Source organism: Streptomyces sp. NBC_01317, from assembly GCF_035961655.1.
Lineage (GTDB): Bacteria > Actinomycetota > Actinomycetes > Streptomycetales > Streptomycetaceae > Streptomyces.
In genome coordinates this window covers 205,094-218,283 of record NZ_CP108393.1, presented here as the reverse complement: position 1 = coordinate 218,283, position 13,190 = coordinate 205,094, and the positions used below count along the sequence as shown (strand labels likewise).

Annotated in this window: 17 protein-coding genes; 5 read left to right on the top strand and 12 right to left on the bottom strand. The window is 71.7% G+C overall.

What is annotated here, in order from left to right; translation table 11 throughout:
- Positions 1 to 14: 14 nt before the first annotated feature.
- The 3 genes from OG349_RS00865 to OG349_RS00855 form a co-directional block, all read right to left on the bottom strand.
- Complete coding sequence (locus tag OG349_RS00865) at positions 15 to 464, bottom strand: lamin tail domain-containing protein (RefSeq protein ID WP_327232700.1); 450 nt, start codon at positions 462 to 464, stop codon at positions 15 to 17.
- 151 nt (positions 465 to 615) lie between these two features.
- The gene (locus OG349_RS00860; protein WP_327232699.1) at positions 616 to 1,296 is read right to left on the bottom strand and encodes a hypothetical protein; all 681 of its coding nucleotides are present in this window, start codon (positions 1,294 to 1,296) and stop codon (positions 616 to 618) included.
- Positions 1,297 to 1,477: 181 nt separating this feature from the next.
- Positions 1,478 to 2,119 (bottom strand): DUF6629 family protein, encoded by a 642-nt coding sequence (locus OG349_RS00855; RefSeq protein ID WP_327232698.1) that lies wholly within the window; start codon positions 2,117 to 2,119, stop codon positions 1,478 to 1,480.
- Positions 2,120 to 2,534: 415 nt separating this feature from the next.
- Here OG349_RS00855 and OG349_RS00850 point away from each other — a divergent pair, with 415 nt between their 5' ends.
- The gene (locus OG349_RS00850) at positions 2,535 to 2,738 is read left to right on the top strand and encodes a cold-shock protein (RefSeq protein WP_014061102.1); all 204 of its coding nucleotides are present in this window, start codon (positions 2,535 to 2,537) and stop codon (positions 2,736 to 2,738) included.
- 248 nt (positions 2,739 to 2,986) lie between these two features.
- The gene (locus OG349_RS00845; protein WP_327232697.1) at positions 2,987 to 4,576 is read left to right on the top strand and encodes a DEAD/DEAH box helicase; all 1,590 of its coding nucleotides are present in this window, start codon (positions 2,987 to 2,989) and stop codon (positions 4,574 to 4,576) included.
- 106 nt (positions 4,577 to 4,682) lie between these two features.
- Here the strand turns inward: OG349_RS00845 and OG349_RS00840 are convergent, their stop codons facing one another.
- The 4 genes from OG349_RS00840 to OG349_RS00825 form a co-directional block, all read right to left on the bottom strand.
- The gene (locus OG349_RS00840) at positions 4,683 to 5,057 is read right to left on the bottom strand and encodes a hypothetical protein (protein ID WP_327232696.1); all 375 of its coding nucleotides are present in this window, start codon (positions 5,055 to 5,057) and stop codon (positions 4,683 to 4,685) included.
- A 92-nt stretch (positions 5,058 to 5,149) separates the two neighbouring features.
- Entirely contained in the window at positions 5,150 to 5,467 is a 318-nt protein-coding gene (locus OG349_RS00835) for an SCO5918 family protein (RefSeq protein ID WP_327232695.1), read from the bottom strand.
- A 121-nt stretch (positions 5,468 to 5,588) separates the two neighbouring features.
- Positions 5,589 to 5,711, bottom strand: a complete 123-nt coding sequence (gene ykgO, locus OG349_RS00830; RefSeq protein ID WP_161310538.1) for a type B 50S ribosomal protein L36 — start codon at positions 5,709 to 5,711, stop codon at positions 5,589 to 5,591.
- Positions 5,712 to 5,871: 160 nt separating this feature from the next.
- Positions 5,872 to 6,306, bottom strand: coding sequence for a VOC family protein (locus tag OG349_RS00825; protein WP_327232694.1), 435 nt, complete (start codon positions 6,304 to 6,306; stop codon positions 5,872 to 5,874).
- Between the two features lie 77 nt (positions 6,307 to 6,383).
- On the opposite strand from OG349_RS00825, the gene OG349_RS00820 reads away from it, so the two are divergent.
- On the top strand, positions 6,384 to 7,250 hold the full coding sequence (locus OG349_RS00820; RefSeq protein WP_327232693.1) for a helix-turn-helix domain-containing protein: 867 nt from the start codon (positions 6,384 to 6,386) through the stop codon (positions 7,248 to 7,250).
- 52 nt (positions 7,251 to 7,302) lie between these two features.
- Here the strand turns inward: OG349_RS00820 and OG349_RS00815 are convergent, their stop codons facing one another.
- Positions 7,303 to 7,659: a hypothetical protein gene (locus OG349_RS00815; RefSeq protein ID WP_327232692.1), complete on the bottom strand. Its 357-nt coding sequence runs from the start codon at positions 7,657 to 7,659 to the stop codon at positions 7,303 to 7,305.
- A gap of 108 nt (positions 7,660 to 7,767) precedes the next feature.
- On the opposite strand from OG349_RS00815, the gene OG349_RS00810 reads away from it, so the two are divergent.
- Both OG349_RS00810 and OG349_RS00805 read left to right on the top strand, forming a co-directional pair.
- Positions 7,768 to 8,175 carry a hypothetical protein gene (locus OG349_RS00810; protein ID WP_327232691.1) on the top strand — a complete coding sequence of 136 codons (408 nt, stop codon included), beginning with the start codon at positions 7,768 to 7,770 and terminating at the stop codon, positions 8,173 to 8,175.
- 80 nt (positions 8,176 to 8,255) lie between these two features.
- A complete protein-coding gene (locus OG349_RS00805) occupies positions 8,256 to 9,068 on the top strand; it encodes an Fpg/Nei family DNA glycosylase (protein ID WP_327232690.1) in 813 nt (270 codons plus the stop codon).
- A 13-nt stretch (positions 9,069 to 9,081) separates the two neighbouring features.
- On the opposite strand, the gene OG349_RS00800 is transcribed toward OG349_RS00805, so the two are convergent.
- The 4 genes from OG349_RS00800 to OG349_RS00785 all read right to left on the bottom strand — a co-directional run bounded on the left by OG349_RS00800 (position 9,082) and on the right by OG349_RS00785 (position 13,016).
- Entirely contained in the window at positions 9,082 to 9,381 is a 300-nt protein-coding gene (locus tag OG349_RS00800) for a DUF6510 family protein (RefSeq protein ID WP_161310534.1), read from the bottom strand.
- A 1-nt stretch (position 9,382) separates the two neighbouring features.
- Positions 9,383 to 10,144, bottom strand: coding sequence for a ferredoxin reductase (locus tag OG349_RS00795; protein ID WP_327232689.1), 762 nt, complete (start codon positions 10,142 to 10,144; stop codon positions 9,383 to 9,385).
- On the bottom strand, positions 10,114 to 10,710 hold the full coding sequence (locus tag OG349_RS00790) for a sulfite oxidase-like oxidoreductase (RefSeq protein ID WP_327232688.1): 597 nt from the start codon (positions 10,708 to 10,710) through the stop codon (positions 10,114 to 10,116). Before OG349_RS00790 ends, OG349_RS00795 begins: the two co-directional genes overlap by 31 nt.
- Before the next feature lie 182 nt (positions 10,711 to 10,892).
- Entirely contained in the window at positions 10,893 to 13,016 is a 2,124-nt protein-coding gene (locus OG349_RS00785; RefSeq protein WP_327232687.1) for an alpha-galactosidase, read from the bottom strand.
- Between the last annotated feature and the right edge of the window lie 174 nt (positions 13,017 to 13,190).

The window sequence follows — 13,190 nt, the reverse complement described above, 5'->3', positions numbered from 1 at the left end:
GGGCCGGTTACGGCTCAGCAGGCCTTGGAGGAGGATTTCGGGGCGTTGTACGCACACGTGTCCTGAACGGCCTTGGTGGCGCGCCGCAGGGTCGCGGTGTCCTTGTCGTTGTTCCAGACGTAGGCGCCGCGCTTCTGGAACACCGTCGCGGCGGTGTTCGTGCCCTTGCCGGTCTTCACCGTGACGGTCTTACCGGCCTTGAGCGTGAACGTACCGAACGTATAGGCGTGCTTGGAGGCGTCGGTGAGCGTCCAGCCCTTGAGGCTCACCGACTTGGTGGTGGTGTTCTTGATCTGGACCCACTCGCCGTTGAGGCTGGCGTTGGAACGGCTGTCCGAACCCGGGGAGTTGTACCAGATCTTCGTGAGGTGCACGGATCCGGCGGCCTGGGCCTGGCCGGGGAACATGAACAAGGTGGCGGCCGCGGTGGCGGCGGCGGTGACGGCTATGCGGGTACGGGGCATGGCAGAACGTCCTGTTCCGGGTGGGGCGCCGCACGACGAGGCGGGCGCGAGGTGCCAGACATTACGCATCTTGTCCCGGCCGGACACGGCCTGTTGCGAAATCAGGACGGAAACGCGTTCTGCCCCACCCTGCGCCCGCCGGGCGCCCCGGTCAGTTGCCCGGCGACTGGTAGAGGCCCCGGCCCGCGCGGTGGGCGCGGGAGGTGGCCACCAGCCGGTCGAGCGTGCTGCGAACGGCGTTGATGCTGCCGGGGCTGTCGTCGCGGCCCAGCTTCGCCGCCACGTCGCGCGCCCGCACCGGTGAGTCGCCCGCGTCGGCCAGGATCTGGATGACCTGCTCCGTGAGGCCGCCGGCCGACTCGGACGTGTCGTCCGCCGACTGCTCGACGGGCGCGGCCTTGGCGGGCTTCGCCGCCTTCACGCGCTTCGAGGCGGTGTTCTTCTTGGCCGGCGGCCGGGTCTGGCCCTGCTTCTTGGGCCCCGCCGCGGGCAGCTTCCGCTTGATGCCGGAGGCCGCCTTGCGACCCGCCGGGGCGGCCGTCCCGACCGTCACGTCGGTGGTGTCCTGTGCCACCGGCGCGGCGGCCTCCGCGACCGGCGCCGGCACGGCCGCCGCCGCGGCCTGCTCGGCCTCCTGGAGCTCGGGCGCGAGGGACAGGGCCCGCAGCGCGCTCAGCGCGGCGCGCACGGACTCGAGCCGCTCGGTGACCGCGGCGAGATCCTTCTCCAGTGTCTGCTGGTGCTCTTCCAGCCGCGGGAGTTCGGCCTGCAACAGCGCGGTCGTCGCGTCGATGCTGCCGGGGTTCCCGGGCGCTCCGGATGTGGTGGTCATGGTGGCTGCCTTCCGTTCCGGGCCACCGCTGTTGTCCCACGAGGGTGACCTCTGTACCGCAGCCTAAGGTGTGTTGTTGTGTATTGAGTAATCCTTGACACCCCGGACCGGGATCCGAACGGCCCGAGCCCGCCCCGCCGGTGACCGTGTCCGCCTCTGCAGGGGCCCCTGGTAAGGGAGTTCAGTGTGTTCCGGCGTCGTGGGGCGTGAACTCCCCGACCGTACGCCCCACCCAGCCGAGGAGCATGACCGACGCCACCGCGGCGACCGCACACCAGGTGGAGACGAACTCCAGCCGCCACAGCAGGGCGCACACGACCGCCCCGGCCGCGACCGTCCCGCCGAGCAGCCGGAGCAGGGGATCGCCGGCGAGGAGCAGGGCCCCGAGCGTGGCGAGCAGATAGCCCGCCACGACCACGGGCGCGTCCGGAAGGTCGAGGACGTACCCGACGGTGTGACCGCGCACCTCCGCCCGTACGGTCCCCGCGGACAGCTGGAAGGCGAGGACACCGGCGACGGCGAGCCCGAGCACGGCGGGCACCACCAGCCGGCGCCTGGCGTGCCCCTGGGCGGCCAGCAGGACGCCCAGGGGCACCCACACCGCCAGGAGCGGCAGCGCCACCACCGCCCAGGCGAGCGTGGCGGCCCCGGTGCCCCCGCCGCCGTCCCACACGACGGCCTCGGTGATCTGGTGGGCGCCCAGGAGCAGCGGCAGCGCGGCGAGCGGCAGATCGCGGGCCCGGCGCACGCGCGCCACACACGCCACGCCGACCGAGGCGATCGCGGCGCCCGCCACGAGATTGGCCGTCGCACTCCAGCACATGGCGCCACCCCAGGACCGGAACCGGCGGAAGGACCCGTCAATCGTCGCGGCCACCGTACGTGCGCCACGGCGGCCGCACCCGGCGGCGACACCAGGAAATCCGTGTACGAAGGGCCGGCCGGGATCCGTGCGATATCTATGGCGGCGAGTACAGAAATAGCGTCGATGCGCGGTCAGTATTTATGGCACGGCAGGCGGAGTGATAACACCTGCCGTGCTCGTCCACATGCACCGTGCTACTGTTGATCTCAGTTGCAGTTGTGGTTCCCAAAGACTTCAAGTGCTCTTCCCGGCTTTATGTGCCGGTAGGTGCACTTTTGTATTTCCGGATTTCTTCCGGACGGGGTAATCATCGCGGCGACGTGGGGTGCGCACAGTGCGGACCTCCGGGCACATTGCCCCGAAGGAGATCAAAATGGCCAGTGGTACCGTCAAGTGGTTCAACGCGGAAAAGGGTTTCGGCTTCATCGAGCAGGACGGTGGCGGCGCTGACGTCTTCGCCCACTACTCGAACATCGCCGCCCAGGGCTTCCGCGAGCTCCAGGAGGGCCAGAAGGTGAACTTCGACGTCACGCAGGGCCAGAAGGGCCCGCAGGCGGAGAACATCGTTCCCGCCTGACGCTTAGGCGCATGACAAGCTGGGGTCCGCTCCTTGGGATGCGGACCCCAGCTCGTTGCTTTTTGCAGGACCCGCCCGGACCGCCGTAACGGCCGCGTCGGGCGACGAGAGACCAAATACGCCGGCTCAGGCCCTTTTCGCCCCGGCGTGGCTCCGTTCAACGAAATTCCGGCTCGTTCTTGCGATTCTCTGTGCGGTCACCCCTGCCAAGAATTCTCGATACGTGCCGCATCGAGAAAGGTTCGGATATGAACCGCACACGCACGAACGACCGCTACTCCCGTACCCGTACGGGCGGCGGCTCCGGCTCCACCGGCAACGGCGCCGGCCGCTTCCGCTCCGGTGCCGCACCTACCCGTTCGGGTGCCCCCGGCCGCTCCGGCGGTTCGAGCCGCAACGGCGGCTCCGGTGGCTCCTACGGGCGCCGCCCCTCCGCCGTCCAGGGCGAATTCGCCCTGCCGGTGACCCTCACCCCCGCGCTGCCGGCCGTGACGAGCTTCGCGGAGCTGGACATGCCGTCCGCGCTGACGGACATGCTCACCAGCCTCGGCATGAACGAGCCCTTCCCCATCCAGGCCGCCACGCTGCCGAACTCGCTGGCCGGCCGGGACGTCCTGGGCCGCGGCCGCACCGGCTCCGGCAAGACCCTCGCCTTCGGCCTGGCCATGCTCGTCCGCACCGCGGGACAGCGCGCCGAGGCGAAGCAGCCGCTCGCCCTGGTCCTGGTCCCCACCCGCGAGCTGGCCCAGCAGGTCACCGACGCGCTCACCCCCTACGCCCGGTCGCTGCGCCTGCGCCTGGCCACGGTCGTCGGCGGCATGTCGATCGGCCGCCAGGCCGGCGCGCTGCGCGGCGGCGCCGAGATCGTCGTCGCCACCCCGGGCCGCCTCAAGGACCTCATCGACCGCGGCGACTGCCGCCTGGACCGGGTCGCCGTCACCGTCCTCGACGAGGCCGACCAGATGACCGACATGGGCTTCATGCCCCAGGTCACCGCACTGCTCGACCAGGTGCGGCCCGACGGGCAGCGGATGCTGTTCTCGGCGACCCTCGACCGCAACGTCGACCTGCTGGTGCGCCGCTACCTGCACGACCCGGTCGTCCACTCGGTCGACGCCTCGGTCGGTACGGTCACCACGATGGAACACCACGTCTTCCACGTCCACGGCGCCGACAAGTACGCCACCACCACCGAGATCGCGGCCCGTGAGGGCCGGGTGCTGATGTTCCTGGACACCAAGCACGCCGTCGACCGGCTCACCGAGCACCTGCTCAACAGCGGGGTGCGCGCCGCCGCGCTGCACGGCGGCAAGTCCCAGCCGCAGCGCACCCGTACGCTCGCCCAGTTCAAGACCGGCCATGTCACCGTGCTGGTGGCCACCAACGTCGCCGCCCGTGGCATCCACGTCGACGACCTCGACCTCGTCGTCAACGTGGACCCGCCCAGCGACCACAAGGACTACCTGCACCGCGGCGGCCGTACCGCCCGCGCCGGTGAGTCCGGCAGTGTCGTCACCCTGGTCCTGCCGAACCAGCGCCGTGAGATGACCCGCCTGATGGCCGACGCCGGCATCACCCCGCAGATCACCCAGGTCCGCTCCGGCGAGGCCGAACTGAGCCGTATCACCGGCGCCCAGGCCCCGTCCGGCGTCCCCGTCGTCATCACCGCCCCCGTCTCCGAGCGCAAGCGTGGTACGTCGGCGGGCCGCGGTCGCGGTCGTACCGGCGGCCAGGGTCACCGCTCGGGCGCCTCGTCCCGCACCCGGACCGGCGGCGCCCCGCGCCCGGCGTCGGCGGCGTCCGCCGTGTCGGCCGCCCCGCGCAGCAACGCCGCGTAAGGCCTGGGACGTACGGCGTGCCCGTACACACACCGAGGCCCCGGTACCTGCTGGTACCGGGGCCTCGGTGTGTTGTCGTCGGGGTTCGTGCGGGGGAGGGGGACGGTCAGTGGTCCGAGTAGCTGAAGTCGCCCACCGTCCAGGCGCTGACGTCCTTGACGGCGATGCGGTACATCCCACCGGTCTCCGGGATGCCCACGCTCCCCTGGAGGATCCGCGCGACGTGGAAGTGCAGATGCGTGGGGGGCTCGCCGGGCCGCAGGACGGCCGCACTGCTCGCGGACCCGAAGACGGCGGCGAACGGGCCCAGGCGCTCGGAGTCCCGCAGCACCTCCGCGACCCGCTCGCGCCAGACGGCTTCGGGGGCCAGACGCCCGGTGATGACAGCGCCCTGGACGACCACGGTGAGGGACATCTGATTGCTTTGCTCGGACTCCACCGCTGAGGCGATGTCAACAAGCAGATGATCAGGCTTCGACATGGGCGCTGACTGTACTACGCGCGAGGCGCCCCACGGCAGGTCGTGACCCGTACGGAGGGCGTGCGCCCTCCGGCCCGGTCACGACCGATCAATCAATTCTGTACGGGAGTCCCGAGCATGGCGGACGCCGACTCCAGCGGGGAGAGCACCGGCGCCGGGGCGGCCACGGGCTCGGGCGCCACCGGGTTGCAGGTGAAACCGAGACGCGTCAGCGCCCTGGTGACCTCGAAGGACGTGAAGTCGCGGCGGTCCTGGCGGGTGATCACCTCACCCACCTGCTTCACGGGGAAGACCCGGCGGCCGATGACCACGGACTCACCCGTGATGGGCTCGGGCTTGATGCCCTTCATCGACTGCTGCACCTCGCTCTTGACCAGCTCGAAGGGGAAGCGGGCGATGACGCAGCGCATAGTGCCTCTGGGGGAAGAAGGGAAAAGCCTGAAACTTCAGCATCCCACAGAAAAGTAACGATCGGAGGCCGGGCTTTCGCCGGGCCTCCGAGAACGTGGTGGGTGCGTGGCACGCGGACGGTCAGCCCTGGCGGGCCTTGAACCGCGGTTCCTTCTTGTTGATCACGAAGACACGGCCCCGGCGGCGGACCACCTGGGCGCCCGGCTTGGCCTTCAGCGCGTGCAGTGACTGGCGGACTTTCATGGCCTGTCCCTTCCGTACGGCGCACCGCCTCACGACGGTCCGCACTTCGTGTCCATGCCAACGCCGGGAGGGGTAGCCGCATTCCCACCCCAGCGGCCGGGGGCCCGTACGCGGGCGCTTGGGCGTGTCCGCGAAGTGGCGTCTGGCTCGCGGCGTCGCCCTAGTTCCCGTCCGCGTCCGGCCGGTGCTCCACGTACTCGACGACCGTGCCGTCGGGGTGGCGGGCGGTGAAGCCGGATCCGGTCGGCACCTTCGACAGCGGGTCGAGGATCTCGGCCCCCTCCGCCGTCAGCCGCTCCAGATAGGCGTGCGCCGAGTCGACCAGCAGGGTGCCGTCGGTCGCGCGGAAAGGCTCCAGCGTCTCGGCCGTCCCCTCGACGAGGAGAAAGGCACCGACCGTGGCGAGCGCGAGCCGCTTCTCCGGAAACGTGAACCACATGTCCCGTTCGGTACCGAGAAGCCTTTCGTAGAAGGCGGTGACGGACTCCAGTGTTCCCGGCCCGGTGTACACCCGGACGAAGACGCGGGGAGCGGTGAGCCCGGAGGAGTTGTTGGTACGGCGCCACAGGCGCGGGAGGTACGTGTTCTCGGTCATGGGAAGAGCCTCGTGCGGCGACGGCCGCGTAGCCAGACAGGCGTTCGTACGGTGAGCGGGAGTCATAGGCTGGCGCCATGACCACGACGACCGGAGCGGGCACGGAGAGCGCGGAAGCCGTCCGTACGACCGGTACGGGGAGCGGCACGGTCGCGCTCCGGCAGGAGCTGGGCGGATTCCTGCGGGCCCACCGGGACCGGCTGACCCCGGCGGAGGTCGGCCTGCCCGCCACCGCCCGGCGCCGTACGCCGGGACTGCGCCGGGAGGAGGTCGCCGCGCTCTCCGGCGTCTCTGTCGCCTGGTACACCTGGCTGGAACAGGGCCGCGTCGAGACCTCCCGGCAGGTGATCTCGGCGGTCGCCGGCGCCCTGCGGCTCGACGAGGCGGCCCACCGTCACGTCCTGACCCTGGCGGGATTCGTCCCGGCCGCCGCCACCCCCGAAGCCGGCGCGGCGGATTCCGCCGACCGGTCCGCGCACCCCCTCGTCAGGATGCTGGAGAGCTGGCGGGACAGTCCGGCCCTCCTGCTCGACGACACACTGACCGTCACCGCGTCGAACACGGCGTGCGCCACGCTGTGGCCCGATTTCGCCCCGTCCGCGCAACACGAGGGCAACCTGCTGCTCCTGCTCGTCGGCGACGCCGCGTGCCAACGGGCGCTGCCCGCCTGGGAGTCGGTGGCCATGGACCTCTACCGCCACCTCCGTACCCGCGCCGACACCCGCCCGCACGACGGCCGGTTCCGTGCGCTGACCGACCGCCTGCGCGCGGCCCGCCCGGACCTGGCCCCCTGGTGGGACTGCCGGTCGGTGGGCCCGTTCACGTCCCGTGCGGTCGAACTCGTCCAGGGCGACGGGACCCGCCCGCGCTACGGGATGTCGCTGCTGTTCCCGGCGGACGCGCCGGACGCGGCCGTGCTGGTCCTGACCCCGGCCGGGCCGTGAGCCGTCCCCCGGAGGCTTGTGGTGGCGGTCGCCCCGAGGGCTCCCGCGCAGGTCAAGGCCGCCGGTCGCTGTGGCCGCAGATCCATGCCAGCGCCGCGTGCACCCCCTGGATGTAGTCCCGGGGAATGGTCCGCTGCGTGGCGTCCTCCAGTTGTACGGTCGCCGCGTCCGCCTCCGCCGTCAGTACGGACAGGTCGGGCGCCCCCTGGTCGGTGGCCCCGGTCACCGGGGCCGCGTCGCCCCGGCCCAGCGCCCAGAGATAGCCCGTCATGGCGCCTCGGGAGAGCTGTGTCTGCCCCGTCGGCGCGGCGGCGACGGCCTCCAGCTCGCGGAATGCCTCCTCGACCTGGGTGCGTGGCCTGGTGCCCACGAGCTCGTCGCCGTGCGGTTCGGTCTGTTGAGTGGTCATGTGCTGCGTCTGCCCCCGTGAGCGCGATCGAGCCGAAATGGGTGAAGTCGGTTCAAGGGGCTGCCCGTGGCGGAGGTCTGGCGCCACACTTGCCGCCTGGGGGTGACCATGTCGGTCTATCAGGTGTCCTGTCCTGCGCGGATTCTCTTCCTGCCGGAGGAGCTTTCCGCCCTGGGGGAGTTGGACGGCGGCTTCGATGTCGAGCCGGGTTTGTGGTGCACGCTGGAGGCGGGCCACGCGGGTTCGCACCACGTGATCGCGCAGTGTGTCAGGGGATCGGGGCCCATCGCGCCGTGGGACATGTGGGCGCGCTGGCCGGACGACGACGAGTACGGCCCGGGGCGGGAGCTGGTACGGCTGGACTCCTGCCCGGCCAAGTTCCTGAAGGGGGCGGTGTCGGAGGAGGGGTGCCATCTGCCATTGGGACATCCGGGGCGGCACGGGTACGAGTTCGGTCCGCCGATCACGGCGGCGGACGTGCTGCCGGACTGGCTGGTACGGCGCTTCTTCGAGTGACGTGGAGCCGGACCTTCCCCGTACGTCCGGTACGGGGAAGGTCCGGCGCCGGTCCGCCGGAGTGGCGGCATCATGGAGGTATGCCAGAAGGAGACACGGTGTACCAGGCCGCCCGGCGCCTGCACGGCGCGCTGGCCGGGCACCGGCTCGTACGGTCCGACCTGCGCGTGCCGTCGCTCGCCACGGCCGACCTCACCGGCCGTACCGTCCTTGACGTCACACCGCGCGGCAAGCACCTGCTCACGCGTGTCGAGGGCGGCTGGACCCTGCACTCGCACCTGCGCATGGACGGGGCGTGGAAGGTGTACGAGCCCGGCGCCCCGTGGCGCGGCGGCCCCGGCCACGAGATCCGGGCCGTCCTCGCCACCGCCGACCGCACCGCCGTCGGCTACCGGCTTCCCGTCCTGGAACTGCTCAGGACCGGTGAGGAGGACCGGGTGGTGGGACATCTCGGCCCCGACCTCCTCGGCCCCGACTGGGACGCGGACGAGGCGCTGCGCCGCCTGCTGGCCGACCCGGACCGGCCCATCGGCTCGGCGCTCCTGGACCAGCGCAACCTCGCCGGCATCGGCAACGTCTTCATGGCCGAATTGTGCTTCCTCGCCCGGGTCACCCCGTGGACCCGCGTCGGCGACTGCGCCGCGATCGAGCGTCTCGTCCCGGCCGCGAAGCGCCTGCTGGAGGCCAACCGCGAGAGCGTCGACCGGACCACGACCAGCGCCGCCGTCCGGGCCCGCTCCCGCCACCGCCTGTACGTGTACGGCCGCGCGGGCCGGTCCTGCCTGGTCTGCGGTACGCCCGTACGCGTCGCGTCCGAGACCCACGGCCGGATCGGGCGCGAGCGCCCCGCCTACTGGTGCCCGCGCTGCCAGCACGGCCCGGTCGCGCCCTGAGCCCGCGGCCCGGTCACTCCCCGGGGAGCGGGATCCTGAGCGCGGTGGTCCCGCGCATGTCCAGCCAGGCCGCTTCCGGCCCCCGGACCATCCGCATGACCACCGCGTCGCACTCCGGACACCGGGCGACCATGCCCGGGGCGTGGGTGTAGACCCGCAGCTCCGCCAGCGGACCCGCCCGCCCGCAGGCGGCGCACGTCCCGGTCGCCGTGGTCAGGTCGGTCGTGAAGAACTCGCGGAAGGGGCCCGCCAGCACGTTGCCGTCCTGGAACGCCTCGCCGGTCGTCGTACCGGCCGCCTGGGTGGGACGCATGTCAACCTCCGACCGGACCAAAACGCTCGGTCCTTATCCGTTGCGGATCGTGGCCCTGCGCCACGAGGATCTCGGCCGCCCGCTCCACGAACCCGGTCGGGCCGCACACAAAACACATCGGTGCGAACTCCGCGGGCCAGCCGTAGGCCGCCACGTCGTCCTCGGTGAGCCGGCCCGGCGGCCGGCGCGGGCCCTCCGGCGCCGACCGGGTGTACAGATGGGTGATGTCCAGCCCGCCCTGGGCACCTCCCGGGCCCAGCTCCCGTGCGTAGTAGCGTTCCTCGGGCGTGCGGACCGAGTAGAGCAACCGGAAGAGGACCCGGCTCCCGACGTTCCTCCGGGTACGGATCATGGACATCAGCGGGACCACCCCGGAGCCCCCGGCCATCAGCAGCACGGGGGAGGGATCGGCCGGGTCCCAGACGAACCACCCGCCGACCGGGCCGCGCAGTTCCAGCTGGTCACCGGCCTCCAGCACGTCGACCAGGTAGGGCGAGACCTCGCCGTCGCCGATCCGCTGCACGGTCAGCTCGATCCGGTCGCCGCCGGGCGCGGACGCGAGTGAGTAGCTGCGCTGGGTGCTGTAGCCGTCCTCCGCCGTCAGCCGTACGTCCACGTGCTGACCGGCCGCGTGGCCCCGCCAGTCGGGTGCCCGCAGCACCAGCGTGCGCGCGGTCCCCGTCTCGTCGCGGACGTCCTCGACCGTCGCCGTCTGCCAGCGCAGCCGGCCGGTCAGTCGCCCTGATACCGCTGCTCGCGCCACGGGTCACCGTATTCGTGGTAGCCGAGGCCTTCCCAGAAGCCCGGCTCGTCCGAGTCCATCAACCGGATGCCGTTCACCCACTTCGCCGACTTCCAGAAGTACAGGTGCGGCACCAACAGCCGTGCGGGACCGCCGTGTTCGGCGGGGAGGTCGTCGTGGTCGTAGCGGTACGCGATCCACGCCTGCCCGTCGAGCAGATCCTCCAGCGGCAGGTCGGTGGTGTACCCGCCGTAGCTCTGGACCATGGCGTAGTCACCGTCGAGATCCACACCGTCGAGCAGGGTGTCCAGGGACACCCCTTCCCACTCCGTACGGAACTTGGACCACTTCGTCACACAGTGGATGTCGACCGTGGGCCGCTCGGCGGGCAGCGCGGTCAGGTCCTGCCACGACCAGTGACGGGTGTCCCCGGCCACCGTGGTCAGGGTGAACTGCCAGTCCTCCTTCGCGACCACCGGCGTGGGACCGGCCGACAGCACCGGGAAGTCGTGCACCACGTACTGGCCCGGGGGCAGCTTCTCCTCCGTCGGGCGCCGGCCGTGGAAACCGCGAGAGATGACAGCCACGTCGGTCTCCTCTCCCTCCCCGGCACCGCTGAGCGGGGCGCCGGTGAGTGTCGCCTGTCTGTAACGTCGCCTCCCAGTCTGGTCCCGTCGCACCATGAGCACCATCGGAACCGCTCGCGGCCTCGGTGCGGGGAGACCCGGAACCCCGGACTCCCCGCACCGGCCCCCCGGATCCGGGCCCGTCAGGACACCCGGACCAGGTGCACCGCCGTACTGGCCCAGTCGCCCTCGGGCAGCTCCGGCAGGATCCCGTAGCCGGTCAGCACACGCGCGGAGTGGACCGAGCCGGTCCGCGCGTCGCGGTAGCGGGCGTCGGGGTCGAGCCCCGCCAGCCGGAGCGGCGTGCGCGGGCTGCCGTGGCGCGGACCCCGCTGCCAGACCAGCAGCAGCGCCTCGCTCCGGTCCGCGCTGGTGTACTGCACCGCCGACGGACCGTCGTCGACGGGTCCGCGCGGCCGGTGCGGGACACCGTGCTGGACGAGCGGGCGGACGCGTTTGTAGTCGGCGACCAGCTCCGCGGCCTCGGCCAGCTCCTCCTCGGACCACCGGGTCAGGTCGCCGCCGATGCCCAGGGCCCCGGCCATCGCGACGTGGAAGCGGAACCGCAGCGGCACGGAGCGCGCGGTGAGCTGGTTCGGTACGTCCGTCACCCAGGCGGCCATCGTGCGCGCCGGGTAGATCTGCCCGTATCCGTGCTGGACGGACAGCCGGTCCCAGGCGTCGGTGTTGTCCGACGCCCAGGCCTGGTCGGTGCGGGACAGGATGCCCAGGTCCACCCGGCCGCCGCCGCCGCTGCACGACTCGATCCGCAGTCCGGGATGGTCGGCGCGCAGCCGGTCGAGGAGGGCGTACAGGTTCTGTACGTAGGCCGTCCCCAGGTGATCGGCGCCGTCGGCCCGGTCGGGCCAGCCGGCCTCGCTGAACGCGCGGTTCATGTCCCACTTGAGGAAGTCGACGGAGTGCTCGCCGACCAGCCGGGTCAGCCAGCCGTACGCCCAGTCGGCGACGTCGCGGCGGGCGAGGTTGAGGACCAGCTGGCTGCGCAGTTCGGTGCGGGTACGGTGCGGGAAGTGCAGCACCCAGTCCGGGTGCCGGCGGTACAGGTCGCTGTCCGGGTTGACCATCTCGGGCTCCACCCACAGGCCGAAGCGCATCCCGAGCCGGTGCACCTCCTCGACCAGCGGCGACAGTCCGCCGGGGAAGCGGTCCGGGGACGGGGTCCAGTCACCGAGCCCCGCCTCCGCGTCGCGGCGGGCGCCGAACCAGCCGTCGTCCATGACGTACAGCTCCACCCCGAGCGCCGCGGCCCGCGCGGCCAGCGCCTTCTGGCCGGCCTCGTCCACGTCGAAGCCCGTCGCCTCCCACGAGTTGTACAACACGGGCCGTACCTCGCCGGGGTGGGGCAGCACATGGGCGAGGGTGTACGCGTGCCAGGCGCGGCTCGCCGCGCCGAAACCGCCGTCGCTGTACAGGCCCGCGAGGCGGGGGGTGGTGAACTCCTCGCCGGGGCCGAGCGGCAGCGCCGTACCGTCCTGGCCCGCGCCGCCGGTGAAACAGGCGCGGCCGTCGGGGGTGCGCTGCACCGTGACGCGCCAACTGCCGCTCCAGGCCAGGGCGGTGCTCCACACCTCGCCACGGTCCTCGGTCGCGTCTCCGGCGTCCAGCATCACCCAGGGGTTCGCGTGATGGCTGGTGATGCCCCGCCGGCTGGTGAGGGTCGTCTCGCCGTACGGCACCGGCTCCCGGCGCAGCCGGCTCTCCGCCGACCACTGTCCCGTGACATGGCTGAACCGGTAGTCCTCCCTGGCCGGCAGCGTCCACGCGGCGGAGTCCGCGCGCGGCAGCGTCACGGGGGTGTCGCCGGTGTTGCGCAGGACGGTCCAGCGCTCGATCACGTCGCTGTCGCCGTGGACGCGGTAGTGGAGGTCGACGTCCAGGCCGTAGTGCGTATCGGCGAACTCCAGGACCAGTTCGGCCGATCCGGGGGCGGACTCGTCGACCCGGTGGCCGGTGGGCCGCCACTCGAAGGCGCGGGTGCCGTCGGCGAACCGCACCTGGAGGGAGGGGGCGCCGTACCGGGCCCCTCCGTCCACGGGCAGTTCCTCCCCGACGGGCGAGCGCCCCTCGAAACTGCTGGCCGGCGACGCCGGGGGAGCGGCAAGCTCCTGTGCCTCTTCGAGGGTCAGCCGGGGTCCCCATCCGAGGTGGCAGGGCGCGCCCGTCTCGTCGATCCGCAGCGCGTACGACGTGCGCGGAGTGGAGAGCAGCCAGACCCCGGTGTGAGGGGCGAAGGAGATCACAGGCATGGATCCTCACGTTCGTTTTGCGCCTCGAGAGCAAACCGCAGCCAACCTTGCCTTGGATCAGGTGTCAATACCCGGAGGCTGGCGCACATTTGCAAGTTGAGACGTCCCTTGTTTGGCATTTCGAAAGGGGCTTGCTTCTTTCATTGACAGTGGAAAAGAACACCCCTACGTTTC